The sequence below is a fragment of the Kribbella antiqua genome, assembly GCF_004345665.1.
GTDB lineage: Bacteria > Actinomycetota > Actinomycetes > Propionibacteriales > Kribbellaceae > Kribbella > Kribbella antiqua.
Window position 1 is genome coordinate 1 of the sequence record NZ_SLWR01000027.1, and the last position, 1318, is coordinate 1318.

Genomic DNA, 1318 nt, shown 5'->3' on the forward strand with positions numbered 1-1318 from the left:
AGGCGGGTTCTAGTCAACGTTGCAACACAAGGTGTTCCGCCGAGGCTAGCAGCGCCGTGAACAACTCGGCGGGTGCGCGGTCGTCAAGGACGTGACGGGGCCGGTGGTTGATCTCGTTCTCGACCGCCCGCAGGTGCTGTGGGGTGTGGACGCTCAGGTCGGTTCCCTTCGGGAAGTATTGACGCAGGAGTCCGTTGGCGTTCTCGTTCGAACCGCGTTGCCAGGGTGAGCGGGAGTCGCAGAAGTAGATCGGTGCACCGAGCGTGGCGGCGATGGCGGTGTGGCGGGCCATCTCGGTTCCCTGGTCCCAGGTGATCGACCGCAGCAGCGCAGCAGGTAAATCGCTCATGCGCTCGTTCAACGCGGCGTGCAGGGCATCGCTGTCGCGTTGCCGAAGGTGCAGCAGCCGGACGGTTCTGGTCGTCCGCTCGATCAGGGTCCCGATCGCTGAGGCCTGGTCCTTGCCGATGATGAGATCGCCTTCCCAGTGGCCGGCCTCGGACCGGTCTTCCGGTGGGAAGGGCCGGTCGTGGATCGACAGCATGGGCTGCTCGAAGCGGGGCCGGCGACGCTCGGTCTTCTGATGGGCTCGCCTATGGTCCCGGCCGGTGCGCAGCGGCGAACGATGCTGCGGTGCCACCGGTGCCGGGCGTAGCAGCGTGGTTCCGGGCTGGTAGACGGCCTGGTAGATGCTCTCGTGGCACAACCACATCTGCGGCCGCTGAGGGTGGTGGAGCCGAAGCTGCCGGCTGATCTGCTGCGGGCTCCACCGCTGCGACAACCACTCTGCCACCAGCTCACGCAGTGCAGGGTTGGTGTCGAGGCGTCGCCGATGCCGGCGGGCCCTGCGAGCGGTCGCCTGACGGTGCGCATCGAACGGACGATAACTACCGCCTGCGTGGCTGTTGCGGCGCAGTTCACGCGAGATCGTCGACGGTGCCCGGCCCAGCCGCTCCGCGATCTTTCGGATGCTCAAACCAGCCTGGTGTAGGTCCGCGATCTCGATCCGCTCCTCCTGCGACAAGAACCGCGAGCTGACTTCGCGCACCGCAAGCCGGTCGAGCGGAGCAACGAACCCGACGACCTCGCCCTTGCGGTAGGTCTTGTAGCCGCGAGACCAGTTGTTGCCGGTGGTTCTCGAGACACCGACCTCGCGGGCCGCGGCCAGGATGCTCCAGCCACGCCCACGCAACTCCATGAACCGTTGACGCTTGGCCGACAGCGGACGACGCCCCGGCCCCTTCTTCACACGACGAGATGAAGACAACACAACCTCCCAATTCAGGACGAAGTGTTGCAACCGTCAGTAGAAACCACC

Annotated in this window: 1 protein-coding gene; it reads right to left on the bottom strand. The window is 66.0% G+C overall.

Features of this window, described 5'->3' with window-relative positions; genetic code table 11:
* Positions 1-13: 13 nt before the first annotated feature.
* Positions 14-1249, bottom strand: a complete 1236-nt coding sequence (locus EV646_RS38690; protein WP_241996617.1) for an IS30 family transposase — start codon at positions 1247-1249, stop codon at positions 14-16.
* Positions 1250-1318 lie beyond the last annotated feature (69 nt).